The following is a 15,729-nucleotide window of genomic DNA, read 5'->3' as shown; positions in this document are numbered from 1 at the left end:
CCGCGCCACCGAGGGCAAGGTCGCTTCTCCGCCGCTCGTGCCCCGGACCCGCGGCCGCGGCACCTGCACCCGCCGGCCGCCGAACGTCAACTCCGTCGCCGTCGTGCCCCAGTGGTGATGCGTGCGCGCCGCCTGCTGCCGGCCCTTGGGCCCGGCCAAGGCCACGGCCTCCTCGCGAAACAGCTCGTCCAGCGCTGCCAGCCCCTGCGCGTGGACCCACGCCAGCAGGTGCTGGCGTGTGCTCGTCATCCCGGCGAGCATCGGCTCCACCAGATGGGCCAGCGCGGGGCCCGCTGCATTCTCCGCTTGCGTTCGCTCGGTTCTCTCTGCTCTCTTCGTCATTGGCGGCTCCTTGGCCCCGGCGTTGGGGACCGTTTGTCTTGGTCGACGCGATTCTCACGCCAACCAGGGGGCCGCCGCTACTCAGTTCTCAAGTTCAACAGAGACCGGGACATCCCCACAAGTTCATGGCCGGGTACCTGCTCCAGAGCGGGCGCTCCGAGGAGGCCACCAAGCATCTCGAGACCGCGCTCCAGGTCAATCCCAACCGCTCGGACGTGAAGTTCCGGTTGGGCGCGCTGTACTCGCAGCAGGGGCGGCTGCCCGATGCCCTGCGCCTCGCCCGTGAGCTCCAGAAGAGCGAGCCCAAGAGCCCCGCGCCGCTGCTCCTGATGGGCATGGCGCTCATCGCCCAGCAGAAGCCCCAGGAGGCCATCGAGGCGTTCAACTCGGCGCTCAAGCTCAAGAGTGACTTGCTCGACGCCCATCGCGGTCTCGGCCAGGCGTACCAGGTGCTGAACCAGCCTGACCGCGCGGCCGAGAGCTACCAGCGCGCCCTGACGCTCAATGGCAAAGACGTGGCATCGCTCAACAACCTGGCCTGGCTCCTGTCCGAGGTGCGGAAGAAGCCCGACGAGGCCCTGCCGCTGGCCACCAAGGCAGAGCAGCTCGCGCCCATGTCTGCCGAGGTGCTGGACACCCTGGGCTGGGTGCATTACCGTCGCGGAGCCTTTCCGGACGCGGAGAAGGCGCTGCTCCGCGCGGTGGAGCGCGCGCCGGGCAATGGCACCATCCGGTTCCACCTTGGGATGACCTACGCGCGCCTGGGTAAGAAGCAGGACGCCGTCTCGGCGCTGAAGCGGGCGGCCCAGCTCGATCCCAAGCTGGGCGAGACGGAGAAGATCAGCGATGTGATCAAGCAGCTCGGCGGGTAGGCGGATCCCCTCGGCGCTCAGGCCAGGAGACGCGTGTACTGCTTGAGCTCGCCGAGAGTGTCTCAGAGGAATCGGCTCACCCCGTGGTGATGTAGTGCACACCCCAGGCAAGCGCACCAGCGAACTCTCGGCTCCGCACGCCCTCGCGGAGCCCCAAAGGTGCTGCCGGCGGCCACCCAGGTCCGTCTTGCCTGGCCCCTTGAGCACCGGCAGGGCCCGCCGTCAAGGGCGCCAATACCCGGCCTTCAGTCGCGTCCCGTAAAGCTGGCCGACAGCGCGAAAAGAGGCGGGGAAACGCTTTACCCAGCAGGCACTTCCGATAGGGCCGCGGTGAGAGCCCGGCTCTGTGAGCACGGGGCTGTCGGAAGGCCTGACGCCAGTACGTGCCTCACAACCGCGAATCTTCGCCGTCGAGGGGCTCATTGGACTGATTTCGGGCCAGGGGACCGCAATTGGAACGGGATTCCTCTGGCTTACGCGATCCTGGTTGACGTTGACGCGGCAGACAGGTGGATGGCAGGAGTCGGGGAACTTTACATCAACGAAGATGGCTGATGGTGGCATAGTTCCAAGTGACCGTTTTGAATTGATTCCTTATTGTGGCATCGGACGTGCATTACTGCGTTGCCATGTCGCACCTAATCAAAGAAAAGGCGGAGGACCTGAAAATGACTATCACAAAGTGGCGCCCCCTTTCGGTCATCATGGTGGTGGTCCTGCTCGCAGCAGGCGTTATGGTGACGCAGGCGGGAGCCGTTACATGCGATCTCACCCCGCCAATCAGTGAGGGGCTCGCGTGCACGCCGTCCGGCACCACGATCGCCTATTCTGGTTCCGGGGACGTGACAGTGACCTTCATCGACTCGGCGGCTGCCTTCGACAGCTGGATCATCCTCTATTCGGCCGTGCCTGGCGGCGGCTTGGCCGCCCAGTTGGCGGCGGTCGTCAAGACCGACCTGCTGAGCAACCGCGAGGCGCCCGGGACATTCATCACGTTCGATCCTTCGCTGTTGGGTTTCGGGGCGGGTGCTGAGCTGGTCTTCGCGCTCGCGGTCGATAGCGATAATCCTAGTGGAGTCGACCGTCCGTTCGACGCCTCCGATGTCGAGGCCCTTTGGTTCATGGGCGGCGCTGGCCGGAACAGCGACGGGATCATTCACGCCGACGTGCAGTCAGGGGGTCCTTCGCTGGCGATCGTCGGGTTCGAGGACATCGTGGGCGGCGGCGACAACGACCACAACGACCACATCTTTTCGTTCTTCCCGGTTACCATCGTTCCCAATCCGGGAGGGCTCGTTCTGGTCGGCATGGGTTTGATCGGGTTCGCCTTGGCCGACTGGAAGCGCCGGCGCCGCTAGCGTCGAGCTTCTTACCGGCTGGTCCGATTCAGGGGCGCTGGAACCCTCCAGCGCCCCTGGTGTTTTGGCTCCTCGACGAAGTGCCGGCGGGTCTTCGCTGATCGGCCGACCTCTCGCTACCCACCTCCTCAACGTCGCGGGGAGCGGGACACGAATCGCTTGATCGCCTCGAGAGCCACCTGGCCCCAGCGCCAATCGAGGACCCGAATCCAGAAGTAGGGATGCCAGTACAGAAGTCGTTTCAATGCCCGGGGGAATGTCGCGCCGGGATCGTATTCCCCGTATCGCCCCCGCAGCGCGTTCCACGCGCCGGCGAGGCACGCATCGGCGGCGGCCGGGAAACCGGCGGTCTCGCACTCGCGCGCTGTACGTAGTGCCTGCGACAAGTACCGGACGCGATACGCCGCCCTGCGATAGCCTTTCAGGCGGTCCATCCACAGGGGATACAGGTTTCGGACCATGAAGAAATACTTGATGGGAGAATTCTCGCCAAGTGAACCACTGTTCTTGTGATAAACCTTACTCGCGGATACGACTATGTTCCGGAGGCCCGCGTCCAGCGACCGCATGGAATAGTCATTGTCCTCACGGTAGGCGAAGTAGCGCTCGTCAAGGTAGCCGATCGTTTTCACCGCACTCGCTTTGATGAGGAGTGCGGTTCCGTACAGCACGAGGCGGCCGCCCGTGGTTGGGCCCTCGCGCTCCAGGGGATCATTGACGCGGTGAAATGTTTGATCTGCAAGTCTCGCAATCACCCCGCCGAACTGAAGCCGCTGAGGCCCCTCGTAGTCATAAATAAAGGGGCTGGCGAGCCCAAGATTGGGCGTTGCGTCGGCAACAGATACAAGAGTGGCCAACGAGTCGGGCCTTACGACGGTGTCGTTATTCAGAAGCCAGATGTAGTCGGCGCCGTGCTCGAGCGCGTAGCGAATGCCCACGTTGTTACCGCCGGCATAGCCAAGGTTCGTCTCGTTTCTCAGAAGAAGGACGGACGGGGCTTGCGTTCTGACGGCTTCCGGAGAGCCATCGGTCGAGCCATTGTCCACGACGACGACAGTCTTGGCCGGGTACTCCAGCCTCTCTACGGATTCGAGGCATTCCAGCGTGTCGCGAAGTCCATTCCAATTCAGGATGATGATGAAGACCTTGGGGATAGGTTGCGTTGTCACGGAGTTCTGCCGGTCGGAAGAGCCAGTATCACGGGGAAATATCGTAGCACGGGGACCTTATTTCCGGCCTCGCGGTCGTCCCTGCTCAGACCGGAGCGTAAGTTGGGTCTGGTCGCGGCCTGCCACGCGAAGGAGGGGTTCTCATGAGAGCGGTGACCACATGCTCGCAGCTTCCACTCGTGCTTCTGACCGTCGCGGCTGTCGCCGCGCTGGCCGGCCACGGGTGCGCGCGTACGGAGGTGTCGTCGGCCTTTCCGACGGGGCCCGTAGAGTCGCTGACAGTGAGCCCTTCTGCCGATACGCTGCTGGTCGGCGACAGCCAGCAGCTTGTAGCGCTGGGGAAAGATGGGAAAGGCCGACCGTTGACCGGTCGCGACGTCTCCTGGACGAGCCTGAATCCCGAGACCGCCACGGTCTCGCCATTGGGCCTCGTCAGCGGGCACGCGCCCGGTACAGCACAGATCGTCGCCACCAGCGAGGGCAAGAGCGCCGCGGCCGTCATCACAGTGTGGCCCACCAGGAAGGACACGGCCGAATGCGAGGCGCCCAAGCCGGGGTGGATCTGGTGCGACGACTTCGAAAAAGATCGGCTCGCCTCGTACTTCGAATACGTGGCCACAGACGGCAGCTTTGTGCGCCTGCCGGGCGTCGGATACGCGGGCTCAACGGGCATGCGGGCCCGGTTCTCCCGCGCCGGGCAGGTGCAGGCCGGGTCCCTCAAACTCGCCATCGGCAAGACCCCGGCGCCCTATTTCCGCCCCGTGGATGCCGGCACTGCCCGCTATCGCGAGATCTACTGGCGGCACCTCGTGAAGCTCCAGGCGGGCTGGATCGGAGCGGGCGGCAACAAGATGAGCCGCGCCCAGGTGCTGGTGAACCGGAACTGGGCCCAGGCGATGATGGCGCATGTCTGGTCGGGTGTCATGTCGGAGGGGCAGCCGTACCATCTGGGGATCGTCCCGGCATCGGGCACGGATGAGTCGGGCACCGTGCGAACGACCGAATACAACGACTTCGCCCATTTCCGGTGGCTCGGCACGGCGTGGAGCCGGACGCCGATTTTCGATCAGATGCACGTGGGCAGGTGGTATTGCATCGAGGCCCACGCCCGCCTGAATGATCCCGGCCGTGCCAACGGCGTCTTCGATCTCTGGATCAACGGCGGCCTGGAGGCGCGGTTCGAGGGGCTCAACTGGCAGGGCACGTATAGCGAATACGGCATCAATACCGTGTTCCTCGAGAACTACTGGAACGACGGTGCCCCGCAGCCCCAGGAACGCTACTTTGACAATTTCGTCGTGAGCACCCAGCGCATCGGCTGTTAGGCCGGCCGTGACGTGGCTGACATGGGGACTCAGCGTTTGTCACGTCGGGGCAAGCCCGAGCCGGTCCAGCATTCGGCGAACGTACTCCTCGCGGCTGAAGAACCGGGCTCGCGCCTGCGCGGCCTCCGACATCCTCGCCCACAGATCCTGGTCGCTGGCGAGCAGCCGCGTATAGGCTCCAAGCTCCTCGAGCGTATCCCAGAGGAATCCGTCTATCCCGTGCCGGACGATCTCGGGCTGGCCGCCCTTGCGAATGACCACCGGCACGCAGCCCGCGGACATGGCTTCCGGAGTGGTCATGCCGAAGTGCTCGGCCCGCTCCGGCCGTTCGGTCTCATCGTCGCTCAGGCCGGCGGCGTGCCAGAAGATCCTGGCCTCGCCATACAGCTGCGCGAGAGCCTGCCGCTCGGCGTTGGCCAGAACGTGGATCCGGCCGCCGGCCGCAATCTCCCGGACCTTGGTGACATAGGCCTGGTCTTCAGGGGTGTCGGCCAGGCCGCCGGCCGAGACGTACTGCCATGAGGACAGGGCGGGGTCATCCATCAGCCCCCGGAACGCCGACGCCATCTCGAGTTGGCACTTCTGGCGCACGCCTCCGGTGAATCGCCCCACGCTGATGACGAGGTTGCGCTTCTGGGCGCCGGGCGAATACTGCTCTATCGGGGGGTAGACGACGTCGCAGTCGACCCCCCAGCGGATCTTGGCCCAGCGCTGGGTGAACTTGGAGTTCGCCATCTTTACCTGGTAGGTGGCGAAGCGTCGCCGCCATTCCCATCCGTAGTAGGCGCGGCGGAGCTGCTTGAGCGGGAAGGGAGGACTTGGCGCCGCGTCGAGGCTCCACGGATAAAGGTGCCGGCGGTCGATCCAGGGGAAGAGGATAACCAGGGCGCTCCGGCGGGCATGGGAGAAGGGGGGCACCCAGAATGTGAAAGCCACGAAAAGATCGTACGGGGCGCTCAGCGCAGCTTGCCACGCCCTGGCGCGTTGGAAGATCGTCCACGGGTTCCAGACATCGCTGATGCGGTAGTCGCTGTCGGCGACATGGCGTGCGCGCACACCGTCGAGGACCGTTCCCGAAAAGCTGGCCAACTGGCCGATGTCGAGGGTCCCGACATGGTGGACGATCTCGACCTGGTGATCTCGCGCCAGGGTCTCCGCCAGCGCCGCGATGGAATTCTCTGCGCCGCCGATAGGCAAGCCTTTCGTCCCCGGGCCCAGGTAGATCCCGATATTCACATGTTGTTCCCTCCAGCGTCGATTCTAACCCGGATGGTGAGCGTCTTCTCGTGGGCGGCTTTAGCCATCAGGCAACGAACGGAATCGGTTCCTTCAAGGACCGGTCGACGGCATGGCGACAATGTCAAAGCTGTCGACGATGCTTGCCTTGCCGGCTTCTTCGAATCCGCCCATCTCGACCACGCGGGTTCTTTCATCCGTGCGGAGTTGCCCGAGCGCATCACTTACGTCGCAGTCCGCCTGGGAGGCGGGGGGCGTTCGAGGGCCGGCGAGGGCCAGTCGTACCTGGTTGTTGACCTTCCAGACGGATAGTATGCGGGACTCACATGCAAACTCTTCATAGCGACATGACCCGATCATATTGCGCGAACCAAGCCGACCCGCGGACCTGACCTGCCACGCGTTGATGGTGCGCACCACCGTCCCTATGGTAGTCTTCTTCGGGGGCCGGATCGGCGGACTCCGTCAGATGACACCTTCTGTTACGGTCTGTATCCCGACATACAACGGGGCGGCGTATTTGGCAGCTTGCCTCGACAGCGTCTCCGCGCAGACATTCTCCGACGTCGAAATTCTCGTCGTGGACGATCGCTCGTCCGACGAGTCCACCTCTATCGCCAACGAGCATGCCCAGCAGGACTCGAGAATCCGGGTGGTGGTGAATGAGGCCACCCTGGGTCTCGTGGGCAACTGGAACCGCTGCGTGCAGCTCTCGCAAGGTGAGTGGATCAAGTTTGTCTTTCAGGACGACATCATCCTGCCCGAGTGCCTGACGGACATGCTCGCCACGGCCGCTCGCACGCAGATGCTGATCGTGTCGTGTGCCCGCGATTTCATCTTCGAGCCGGGCAGCTCCAACGAGGACCGGGAATTCTACCGCGAGCATCGCGCGCTGGTGGAGGCCATCTATTCCGGGTCGACGCAGCAGTCGGCCCAGCAGTGCTCCGAAACCGCCTTGCGATGGACTGGAGGCAACTTCTTTGGTGAGCCGACGGCGCTGCTTCTGCGCCGCGAGGTTTTCGAGACGTATGGATGGTTCAATCCACGGCTCTATAACATATGCGATTTCGAGTACTGCATTCGGATCGCATCGAATACAGGGACGGTGCATATTCCCGAGCCGCTGGCTCTGTTTCGAGTGCACAAATCGTCGGTTAGCGCGCGCTACAAGCAGGCGCCCCGATTGCGCTACCATGTCAAAGTGCTCGATCCGCTGCTGATCGTCCACGATTTCGCCTTTCATCCCCTGTACGCGAATCTGCGCTCGGTCGCCCGGAATCTCAGACCGCCCGTCGATCTTGCCGCTGAGTTCTGGAGCCGCGCCCTCGGTGCGCTGTGGTTTGCGAGGCAGGCGGCGGACGCGCTCGAGCATCCGGATGCGTCCTTGCTCGAGGAGTGGCGTCAGGTGGTCAAGGCCTATCCGCGTCTGTCTGCCATTCCCGTCAAAGCGCGGATCACTGCGAAGTGGCGAGCGCTCAAGAAGAGCCTCTCGCACCTAGCCGGGGGGCCGAGGGAGGCCAGTCGGTAGGTTCTCGCCCTGCCGCCCTGATCCAGATCGGAGAATTCCCGAAGCGTCGCGCCAGATAGCCCTGGATTCCGTGGAGCCGGGCACGCTTGATGAAACGGGTTTTGGGATCTCGATGATGCTGTCGCCACTCGCTCCCGCGAGCCCCCAGCACACTTGTCTTACGCGGCAACGGCCCGCCAAGAGCTGGCAGACCAGATCCGCGAATCGCCCGGGCGCTGAGATCGTGCCCAGCGTGTTCAGCCACACCGCGGTGCGCTGGCCTGGCCGAAGGTGCATCTCGGCCCGCAGGACCCGATTACGGACCGTAGAAGTACTCGTAGGGCGGCGGCCCCCAGCCGCCGGGGGCCGCGAACACGCGATGCTGCAATCACGCGCGCGGCACGAACAAGCAGCGGAACCCGGCGGCCTTCACCCGAAAGCACCAATCCGTGCCCTCGAACAGGAGGAAGAACCGCTCGTCGGGTTGGCCGATGGCACGTACCGTGGAGGCACGGAGGACATGGCACACCCGCTGGTGTAGTCCGTCTCCCGACCTGCTCGAAGCAGTCCCCGCTGTCCGCGACGTCCTGTCCGACGTGCTCGAATGCGGCGTCGGCTGCGTTCGACCATGTTCTCGCATACCACAGCCGTTGGGGATCGCTCAGGAAATAGGTCTCTCCGGAGAGCGCCGCCGCGTCGGGGCCTCGGTGGTCGTGCGCTGCCGTCACGAACGCGGTGAGCAGGTCCGGCGCGACGAGGCTGTCGTTGTTCAGGAACAGCATACGCTTCCAGTCTGGGAAAGAGTTCTACACGGGGCTCACGAGAGGCTTGATCAGCCGTTGGAATTGGCAGGAATCGCGTAGCCGCAGGAAGGCCCTCCAATCGGCGGGATCTCGCTACGAGTAGCGTTCGATGATCTTGAGAATCTTTGGTGCGGCCACTGACACAGCGTGTCGTGCTCTTACTTTGCTTGCTGCTCGAACTCCTTGAGAACGACGCAATTGTTCCGACCCCAATAGCTCCGACGTGCGCGCTGCCATGGTCTCGATATCGAGATACGGGACCACGAATCCCGCGTCATGCTCGACCAATTCTCTGGCGCCACCAGAGCCGTCGAAACACACAATCGGTTTTCCAAGCGACGCAGCTTCAAGACAGACGAGAGGGTATGGATCCTCTCTAGAAACCAACGCAAAGACGTCGAAGGCACAAAAGACGTCGATCGCATTTGGTCGCGACTCGACGAACCGAATCTGGTCTTCCATCCCAACGCCTCTGATGTCGTAATGAAGCTCGTCCCAATGAGCGGCGCTGGCGGCACTGCCACCCACCCAGACGAAATAGACTGGCAGCTGTAAACATCTTCGGCGGACGGCCTGCGCAAGCTGAATGAAAAGATCTGGCGATTTTCTCCAGTCTCTGGTTCCTGATGCACCCACAACAAGCGCTCCCGCTGGAATGCCGAGTTCTCTGAACACACGGGCGCGCGACCGCGATGCACCTTCAGCGGTGACTGATGGAATCTGGATGAACTCGTGGACCACCTCAATGGCTCCAGGATCGATCCTGTGCTTCTCGACGAGGTTGTCCCGAACAGCGTTTGAGCAGGCGACGTACGCCCGAGTGTGCTGGCTCACCAGATCGAAATTCTTAGTGCCAAAGCTCCGAATGATAGACTCGAGCTCGTGAATGTGTGACACGACCGGCCGGCTCCCGCGGGCCAAAGACTGAACAACGTGGCCGTTGGTGACCGTGTTTGAGTACACAAGTCCGTGGCTTGCGGCTGCTAGGCGTGCAAGCAGCCACCTGCGACGAAGCAACCCTGCAAGATCCCAGCGTGATGGCCATGGGCCGAGGACCGTCACGGGTCCGACCTCCTCGAAGTCGGACCGCAGTTCTCCGCCCTCGCGTAAGAGAATGTCAAACGGAATGTCGGTGTTGACCTTGAACCAGCGCAGGAAGTGCAACAGAAGGATTGGAGCGCCAGTCCTCGAGGCATCGTGCCCAACGAAGAGCACGCGGCGAGCATTACTCATGGCGAGCCCCCGCACACATCGGAACGAACCCAGGGCGTCCGTTGTAACGGCGCAATTGACTACGCCTCCCTCGTTCCAAAGATATTCAGCTGCAAGTCCATTCCCAGGTGGTCGGATATCTTGATGAAGGGCTGGGAAGGACACGTCACCGTTTGAACGTAGATTCTGAAGCCAGCTGTCCTCAGCAGTTGAAATACGACGTCGAGCCGCTGTTCCTCGTGTAGGAAGGAGTGATACTCCACAAAGAGACTGCTCACGTTCTTAAGCAGATCGGCGCAGTCGAGAAGAACCTCCGTCTCCGCCCCTTCGATGTCGAGCTTGAGCAAATCCACGGGATCTGTGAGGTACTGTCGGAGACGGACGGTGGGCACGCGGATCTTCTTTGGTTGTCGGCGGTCATCTTCCCGCGGAATCCTGCCGGCATCCGCTCCCTCGATGCAGAACTCGAGAACCGTGTCCTCCTTCCATAGCGCCTTGTTGATCAGTTGCACGTCGCCATGGCCAGCCTTATGGAGATTCGCTTCGAGCACACTGAATACCGTGGGATCAGCTTCAAATGCGACAATTCGACTCTTCGGATAATGTTTCTTGAAATAGAGGACGCTCACGCCGACATTGGCGCCCCCGTCGATAATGAGGGGGGCGTCTGACGCCGGCCGAAACGCATAGATCTCTCTTTCGAAGATCTCGTGATACGAGGCGCAGAAAGATGCGCCATCAACGATCTGCAGCCGGCTACCCAGAATCTCTGAAACAAGTGGCGTGTAGCGCGGAGCGGACTTGATTCGGGCCAGCTCGGCTCGCGAGGCGCAAAGGTCGCGATAGTCGGACCGGAATGCAAGCTTCACCCAGTGCTTGATCCTCCAGGGAATCACGGGACCCACTCGGGCACACGGCATCCATTCACGCCGGTATAGTCACCGGCACCTTGGCATCCAAGAAACGTTCGAGGCACTGAATGTGTATTCCGGCGAGGATGTCCCAGTCGGGAACTGCATGCCCCACTGGCTCGTCGTCGGCCTTGACGAGGTCGCTCTAGAGCCTCGAGAACGTGCCCTTCGCCGGAGCCTCGACGCGGCAAATTTGAGACGCTCACCGCGCTCTCCACTGGCCCTCGGCGCCCTCGATGCCCAGAAAGGTGGATGAAATGTGCCCGCCGTGAGGATCCGAACGTGACATCCAGAATTGCTCGCGTCACCGAAAGGAAGTCGGGCGTCGGCGCCGCGATCGCGCCTGACTTGGGCATTGTGCTCCGCCACGGGCGTGCCGTCAAGAAGCGGCGAAGGGCTGAGGCGGCGAAGGGCTGCGAAGGGCTGGCAGGACTGGGGGCGCTGTTGGGTGGCAGCGGCAGGATCGGGGGAAAGACTGAGTTGCGGACTACGTGACTGCGGTGGGCGCTGGTGGGGCGGAGTGAGGGCCCCGGAGCTGGCACGGGGTGGAGTCAGGGGCCGAGCGGCCGTAACGGAGCCCTGTGAGCGGTAGCGCGCATGCGGGGCGAGGATGCCGGGGCGGAGCACCGAGGGGATGGCCGGGTGAGGAGTGAGTGGGCGAGCTGTTCCAGCCACCGCCGTTCGCGGAAACCGCACTTCAACGGAGCCCGGTGGCAAGACTGCTATAATCTGGAGGGATGGATCGACACGTACTTGATGTACGAAACAGGACGCGTCACCTTCTGACGATCGCCGCAGCCGCGGTGCTAACCGTCATCGTGATGGCGCCGGCGCACACCACCGCGCGCGAGATCGATCCCGACGCCGACCTGTGCGGCGAGATTCGCGCGGTGCCGCCCGGCGAGGAGCTGGTCCTTGCGCCCGGCGACTACCAGGGGCCCTGCGTGATCCGCCGCGGTGGGGAGCCGGGAGCGCCGCTGGTGATCCGCGCCGCCGATCCCGCGCGCCGGCCGCGCATCATGTACGCCGGCCGCGCCACCAATGTCTTCGAGGTCCGGGCCGGCCACGTCACCATCCGCGGCCTGGAGTTCGGGCCGACGCAGCAGGATGTGGACGCCGTCCGGATCTTCAACGGCAATGGCGTGACGGTCGAGGACTGCCACTTCACGCAGCTGGGCGGCATCGCCGTGGTGGCGAACCACTCGAGCGTCCGCGGGCTGGTGGTCCGGCGCAACGTCATCCGGAGCTCGACGGCCACGGCGATGTACTTCGGATGCCACGACGGCATCGGGTGCATCGTCAGCGGGCTCGTCGTGGAGGGCAACTTCATCGAGGGCATCAACGCGCCGGACCCGGAGATCGGCTACGGGATCCAGGTCAAGCTGAACTCCTCGGCCATCATCCGGGGCAATACCGTCATGAACACCAAGGGCCCAGGCATCATGGTCTACGGGTCCCAGCACGGTGCCGACGTGAACGTAGTGGAGCGCAACGTGACGATCGGGTCGCGAAGCTCCTCCGGGATCGTCGTCGGGGGAGGACCCGCGGCCGTCCGCAACAACATCGCCGCATCAAATGAGCAGGCTGGGATCGAGCTCCTGGACTACAAGAATCGTGGTCTCTTGCGGACGGTCCTCGTCGCCAACAATACCGTGTACGGAAATCGAGCCGGTGGAATCACGGCGCCGGCGACCGGGCTCTCGGCCGTCACGATCGTCAACAATGCGGCGGAGTCCAGTGCCGGGACGCGCCCCTATCCCGCGCGACAGACGGGTGTGCAGGTGATGGGCAATGTCGATTGCGCCGACGTTCCGTGCTTCGCGAATCCTGACCAGCGGGATTTCTCGCCCGGCTCGGGATCGCGGCTGAACGGGGCCGGGGTATCTGTGAAAGACGCTTGGATGCCGCGCGAGGACTTCTTCGGGGTACGCCGTGGTAACCCGCTGAGCGCGGGAGCCATCGAGCGGCCGTCCGGGCCACTCGCCCTGACGCCCGGGCGATAGCGCTTATCGCATGAGCATCAGGCGCGGCCTCCGTGGCTGGGTGATGGGCTCCTTGCTTGCGGCGGCAGGCATCGCCGTCACCGCCGTGCGCGGCGACGCGCAGCGCTTCGAATATGTCATCACGTTTGACAACATCGCCGTGCAGGGGATCGACGGCGCGGCCGAGACACCTACAGTCGCTCACCGCGATCCGCCGGCCGGAGCCCAAAGCAAGCCGTCGAGCGAGGCCCGGCGAGAGCCGTCAGACGAGCCGCGGCCCGAGCTGTCGGCGCTGCTTCCGTCCGAGACGGTCGGCGTGCAAAGACCTGCGCCTTTGATTCATCCCCAGTCTGATCAGGGCAGGGGAAGCCCGCGTCCGGAGGGCGTATCACCCAGGGTCACGTCGACTTCCCTCGAACGCCAGGTGTCTTTTGCGCCGGGGCGAGGGAGTCTCAACCCGAGCTTCGTCCAGGAGGGCTTCCTGGTCGAGGCGTTCTGGGCGGTGAAGACGGGCGCGGGCGAGGCATACTTCAAACGCGCGCACTTCCATCCCCCTGACCTCTCCACGGGGTTCGAGGCCCAGCATCTCGGTCATCCAAACGAGCTCCATGGGATCTTCATCCAATCCCTCGACGGCAAGTTGTTCGGTCTGAAGAGCCTCCGATACCGGGTCACCCGTAACCGGCAGATCCCGAACAAGCCGATCAGTATCGAGGGCTTCAGCAACTTCAACGTCAACGTGCTCGTCGCGAGGACGTTCGATCCGCGAGGCCCGATTCGGGCCCCGTTCGTGTCCTTCCCCGTCGGACTTCCCGTAGGCAATGACACGAGCCTGCCTTGGTGGACGCTTCGTATCTTCGGATTCGAGCTGGTCAAACAGGTCTACATCGCGAGCTCGGCGAGCGTGGACTTCGACAACATCGTGCTCACCAGGAGCGAGCCTCCACCGGCGCCCCCGGAACGGCGTGAGGACGAAAAGTGAGGTTGTGATCGCCCGGTGATATCGATCTCGACCTTCGCTCGCTTGCTGCTCGCGCTTGCTCCCCCCGTCGCTGTCGTGACGGGATCGGGCGAAATCCCCTTCGGCACGCCGGCAGCGCAGGCCCAGCCCGCGAGATCGTCAGGAATCGAGCTGCCGGAGATGCTCGCGATCGAGCTGCCCGCGCCTGGCATGACGTCCATCGGGCCGGGCGCTTCGCCCCTCAAAGAGCTGCTCGAGTCAGCCCTGGCCCCCGGCCGTCAGGTGGCCCACGACGTCCGCTCCCCGCTACCCCTGGGAGCGACGCAGGTGACCTGGACCGCGTGGAGCGGGGCACCGGGGACAAGCCAGACCGTGTCGACGCGGCAGGCCTGGGTGTACGTATTCCCCTTCGGCCAGACGCCGGCAGGCATCTCGGGTAGGCACGACGCCACAGCCGGCAACCATTCGGCCAAGGTCGTGCGTGATCGCTCGGGCCGCGTGCACGCGACCTGGCTCGACGCCGCTCGCCCGGGGAAAGGGACCACAGTCCTCTACCGGAGCGGGGTCCAGGATCCCACGACCGGACGTTTCACCTGGGACACGCCGGTCTCTCCCATCACCGCGCCGGGTGCGGCGGTAGGCATGGGGGCGATGGAAGTGAGCCTGAACGCCGTGCACTTCGCCTGGGCGACCGAGAGCACCACTCGCTACCTGCGGGTGCTCCGCGTTGGCAGCGTGCTGCGCTCGGATCCCATCCGCGACACGCGTGCGGCGGGAAGCGCCTACGACAACGGCTCCGACCTTGCTGTGCGCGGGGACGACGAGATCCACGTGCTCACCTATGCGGGTCAGTACGCCGTCTCGACCAATGGCGGCGCGACGTGGCGAGTGGAGCAGGTCCCGTGGCCGGCAGGCGAGAAGAAGAACCCCGCCCTGGCCGTGGACGCCATGGGCAATGCTCACGTGGTTTACGTGCTCAAGGTGCGCATCCCCGCGGAGTGGAAGAGCGGGCAGCCGAACGGCGCCTACTGGCAGCTTCGCTACGTGCGCCGTCAGGCCCAGGGCGGCTGGGTCGACGCCCAGGACGTGCTCGGCGCCTTCCCGGAGTGGCGCGATCAGGGGATGAGCCGGGACGTGCTGGCCGACTGGCCCGATATCGCGGCGGACGCGCAGGGGAACATCCACGTGGGCTTCCATGGCACGGCGAATTCTGGCAAGTACGGCCAGGACGAGGCCTTCTACGTGAGGCGTCCGGCCGCGGGCCCCGGGGCCTGGAGCGCGTGGGAGCATCCGGTGCCGCTGCATCCGGTGAATCGCGCCACGCGCCGGTCGTCCTCCTATGCGCCGTCGCTCGCGCTCGATCCCGAAACGGACACCGTCGTGGCTGTGGTGTTCTTCGACTACCAGGATCAGAGCCATGAGGCCTACGACTCGGATGCACTGCTCTTGCGCGGCGGGAAAATAGTTGGCGCCCCGATCATGCTCTCGCGGAACGCCAGGACCGCGATCGACGCCAAGCGTGCGGACGATGCTCTCGCAAGCTGGTTCCCGACCGCGGCGCCGCGTCTCTACCGGCCGGCCGACGGCCGAGTCTGGCTGGACGTGCTCTATACCGCCCAGACGCCGGAGCGTCACGGCTCGCCCCACTACGTCATTTACCATCGGCGCGAGTTGACGAATCTGCTCAAGGCAGGGACGCAGTAGCGTGGGAAGCGCTGGGATGAAAATGGTCACGCCGGGGGCTCCCCCTCACCCTGCCCTCTCCCCCTTCGGGGGCGAGGGATAAACATGGCTCCCTCTCCCTCGGGAGGGAGAGGGCCGGGGTGAGGGTGCGGCGGCAGTTCGCGAATTATTCGGGCTAGGGCACCGTGGTCGTGGCGATGGCCGTGGAGGCGTCGGAGAAGGTGGCCGTGAGGGTGAGGGTCCGGCCCGGCAGGAACTCGGAGTTCAGATAGTCGGAGGCGAAGAGGACGAACGTGCCGCCGTTGGCCACGGGGAAGTTGACGGCCATGGTGCCGGGGGCATTGAGCAGGGCGCCGTCCAGCGCGGGG

The 15,729-nt window shown here is 64.3% G+C and carries 12 protein-coding genes and 1 pseudogene; 7 read left to right on the top strand and 6 right to left on the bottom strand.

Annotated elements, in window-relative coordinates:
• Window positions 1–162 (bottom strand): annotated as a pseudogene (locus Q7W02_16085) (IS256 family transposase).
• Between the two features lie 305 nt (window positions 163–467).
• On the opposite strand from Q7W02_16085, the gene Q7W02_16080 reads away from it, so the two are divergent.
• Window positions 468–1,214, top strand: coding sequence for a tetratricopeptide repeat protein (locus Q7W02_16080; GenBank protein MDO8477683.1), 747 nt, complete (start codon window positions 468–470; stop codon window positions 1,212–1,214).
• Window positions 1,215–1,813: 599 nt separating this feature from the next.
• On the top strand, window positions 1,814–2,572 hold the full coding sequence (locus Q7W02_16075; protein ID MDO8477682.1) for a DUF4114 domain-containing protein: 759 nt from the start codon (window positions 1,814–1,816) through the stop codon (window positions 2,570–2,572).
• A 128-nt stretch (window positions 2,573–2,700) separates the two neighbouring features.
• Here the strand turns inward: Q7W02_16075 and Q7W02_16070 are convergent, their stop codons facing one another.
• Window positions 2,701–3,741 carry a glycosyltransferase family 2 protein gene (locus tag Q7W02_16070; GenBank protein ID MDO8477681.1) on the bottom strand — a complete coding sequence of 347 codons (1,041 nt, stop codon included), beginning with the start codon at window positions 3,739–3,741 and terminating at the stop codon, window positions 2,701–2,703.
• A gap of 143 nt (window positions 3,742–3,884) precedes the next feature.
• Here Q7W02_16070 and Q7W02_16065 point away from each other — a divergent pair, with 143 nt between their 5' ends.
• On the top strand, window positions 3,885–5,066 hold the full coding sequence (locus Q7W02_16065; GenBank protein MDO8477680.1) for an Ig-like domain-containing protein: 1,182 nt from the start codon (window positions 3,885–3,887) through the stop codon (window positions 5,064–5,066).
• A gap of 39 nt (window positions 5,067–5,105) precedes the next feature.
• On the opposite strand, the gene Q7W02_16060 is transcribed toward Q7W02_16065, so the two are convergent.
• Window positions 5,106–6,302, bottom strand: coding sequence for a glycosyltransferase family 4 protein (locus Q7W02_16060; GenBank protein MDO8477679.1), 1,197 nt, complete (start codon window positions 6,300–6,302; stop codon window positions 5,106–5,108).
• 409 nt (window positions 6,303–6,711) lie between these two features.
• Between Q7W02_16060 and Q7W02_16055 the strand changes: the two genes are divergently transcribed.
• Window positions 6,712–7,830, top strand: a complete 1,119-nt coding sequence (locus Q7W02_16055; protein ID MDO8477678.1) for a glycosyltransferase family 2 protein — start codon at window positions 6,712–6,714, stop codon at window positions 7,828–7,830.
• An 875-nt stretch (window positions 7,831–8,705) separates the two neighbouring features.
• Here the strand turns inward: Q7W02_16055 and Q7W02_16050 are convergent.
• Window positions 8,706–9,845 (bottom strand): glycosyltransferase family 4 protein, encoded by a 1,140-nt coding sequence (locus Q7W02_16050; GenBank protein MDO8477677.1) that lies wholly within the window; start codon window positions 9,843–9,845, stop codon window positions 8,706–8,708.
• Between the two features lie 59 nt (window positions 9,846–9,904).
• Window positions 9,905–10,693 carry an FkbM family methyltransferase gene (locus Q7W02_16045; GenBank protein ID MDO8477676.1) on the bottom strand — a complete coding sequence of 263 codons (789 nt, stop codon included), beginning with the start codon at window positions 10,691–10,693 and terminating at the stop codon, window positions 9,905–9,907.
• Window positions 10,694–11,538: 845 nt separating this feature from the next.
• On the opposite strand from Q7W02_16045, the gene Q7W02_16040 reads away from it, so the two are divergent.
• The 3 genes from Q7W02_16040 to Q7W02_16030 all read left to right on the top strand — a co-directional run bounded on the left by Q7W02_16040 (window position 11,539) and on the right by Q7W02_16030 (window position 15,382).
• Window positions 11,539–12,738 carry a right-handed parallel beta-helix repeat-containing protein gene (locus tag Q7W02_16040; protein MDO8477675.1) on the top strand — a complete coding sequence of 400 codons (1,200 nt, stop codon included), beginning with the start codon at window positions 11,539–11,541 and terminating at the stop codon, window positions 12,736–12,738.
• Window positions 12,739–12,823: 85 nt separating this feature from the next.
• Window positions 12,824–13,699: a hypothetical protein gene (locus Q7W02_16035; GenBank protein ID MDO8477674.1), complete on the top strand. Its 876-nt coding sequence runs from the start codon at window positions 12,824–12,826 to the stop codon at window positions 13,697–13,699.
• Window positions 13,700–13,714: 15 nt separating this feature from the next.
• Window positions 13,715–15,382, top strand: a complete 1,668-nt coding sequence (locus Q7W02_16030) for a hypothetical protein (protein MDO8477673.1) — start codon at window positions 13,715–13,717, stop codon at window positions 15,380–15,382.
• A 154-nt stretch (window positions 15,383–15,536) separates the two neighbouring features.
• Here Q7W02_16030 and Q7W02_16025 read toward each other — a convergent pair.
• Window positions 15,537–15,729 (bottom strand): hypothetical protein (locus Q7W02_16025; GenBank protein MDO8477672.1); only part of this gene is annotated, 193 nt, incomplete at its 5' end.

This window comes from Candidatus Rokuibacteriota bacterium, from assembly GCA_030647435.1.
In the GTDB taxonomy this organism is placed as follows: domain Bacteria; phylum Methylomirabilota; class Methylomirabilia; order Rokubacteriales; family CSP1-6; genus AR37.
This window is presented reverse-complemented; position numbering and strand designations above follow the sequence as displayed.

Bases quoted from the DNA above. Each gene is read 5' to 3' on its own strand.
- Q7W02_16080 (MDO8477683.1), top strand. From the start codon at position 468: ATGGCCGGGTACCTGCTCCAGAGCGGGCGCTCCGAGGAGGCCACCAAG.
- Q7W02_16065 (MDO8477680.1), top strand. From the start codon at position 3,885: ATGAGAGCGGTGACCACATGCTCGCAGCTTCCACTCGTGCTTCTGACC.
- Q7W02_16050 (MDO8477677.1), bottom strand. From the start codon at position 9,845: ATGAGTAATGCTCGCCGCGTGCTCTTCGTTGGGCACGATGCCTCGAGG.